General features: G+C 65.5%; 1 protein-coding gene. It reads right to left on the minus strand.

Features of this window, described 5'->3' with window-relative positions:
- Positions 1-4 precede the first annotated feature (4 nt).
- Entirely contained in the window at positions 5-640 is a 636-nt protein-coding gene (locus EN893_RS36790) for a class I SAM-dependent methyltransferase (RefSeq protein ID WP_127267367.1), read from the minus strand.
- Positions 641-644: the final 4 nt, after the last annotated feature.

A 644-nucleotide genomic window follows, 5' to 3' on the forward strand; every position in this document is an offset into this window, starting at 1 on the left:
GGAGTCACAACACTTCAAACACAAACGTCTTCACCAGCGCGTCAGGCTCGGCGATCGCATAGCAGCGGAACCACGGGCTTTCCTCGATCGGCCGCCATTTCCCTGCCTGCTCCAGCTCGTCGAACACGGCTTGGAAGCCGCCGCTCTCGAACACCTGGTCGCGCACGGTGAAGATGGCGTGGCCGCCCTGGCGGGTGATGCGCACCAGTTCGTGCAGGCCTGTCGCCGGCGCATGGCTGATGGTGAACACGCCGGTCGAGAAGAAGGCGCGGAAGTGGCCGTCCGGCCACGGCAGCGTTTCGCCGAGCATTGCCTGCTTCAGGTCGCTGTAGGCATTGCGGCTGCCGGCGATCTTCAGCATATCGTACGAGAGGTCGAGCCCCGCAATGTCGCGGTAACCGAGCGCCTTCAGCGAGGATCCCGACAGGCCAGTGCCGCAGCCGGCATCGAGCAAGGGGCCATCGCCCGCCGGCACATGACGCGCCACCCAGGCGGTGATCAGGAAAGGCAGGAGGTAGCCGAGCGAGGCGGTCTCGCTGTCATAGGTCGCGGCCCACGCGGCATAGGCCTCCTCAAGCGCTTCCGGCGTGTCGGCCGTATAGACGGAATCCAGCGCCGCATTGGCTTTGTCGACGATCATGGGG

Origin of the sequence: Mesorhizobium sp. M7A.F.Ca.CA.004.04.2.1, assembly GCF_004022825.1 — a bacterium.
Lineage (GTDB): Bacteria > Pseudomonadota > Alphaproteobacteria > Rhizobiales > Rhizobiaceae > Mesorhizobium.